At 50.1% G+C, this 467-nt stretch carries 1 protein-coding gene; it reads right to left on the bottom strand.

Translation table 11 applies throughout. The annotated features are described in order from the left end of the window. A partial coding sequence (locus VSR34_RS38465) for a hypothetical protein (RefSeq protein WP_342965240.1) occupies positions 1-326 on the bottom strand: 326 nt, incomplete at its 3' end. Positions 327-467 lie beyond the last annotated feature (141 nt).

The following is a 467-nucleotide window of genomic DNA, read 5'->3' as shown; positions in this document are numbered from 1 at the left end:
ATATATTCCTTGAGGGTTTCTTCGCTTCTCTGGACGATAGCCTCAAGGGAGGCCTCAATCTTTGGGTGTCGACGAGACGCTGTGAAGGAGCTGATGAACTGGTTCTTGAGGTTTCTCCAGGAGTTGATCGACCCTGGGGCGAGATTCTTGTACCAGTCCATTGCAATTTTCCTCAAGGTCGTGGGGAACAAACGACATTTGATCGGTCCCCCGATGTTGTGATAGTCGAGCATTGTCTTGAACCTGTCGATATGGTCCATAGGGTCTGAAATGCTATCATATTCCTCCAGTTTAGGAGGTCTCTCCATTCCCTTAGGAATGTACACCTTCGTGATTTCTTGTGATAAGGGACCACGGGGGTCGTCTTCGTCACTCCTGTAGGGAGAGTGGGAAAGGGACCGGTTGTAATGGCGGTCATAGTGATGGCCTTGATCTCGGGGAGGATCCCTTTGTCGAGGTTGCATTTC

The sequence above is a fragment of the Paraburkholderia sp. JHI2823 genome, from assembly GCF_038900695.1.
In the GTDB taxonomy this organism is placed as follows: domain Bacteria; phylum Pseudomonadota; class Gammaproteobacteria; order Burkholderiales; family Burkholderiaceae; genus Paraburkholderia; species Paraburkholderia mimosarum.
The sequence above is the reverse complement of the archived record's forward strand: the minus strand, read 5'-3'. Positions and strand labels throughout refer to the sequence as shown.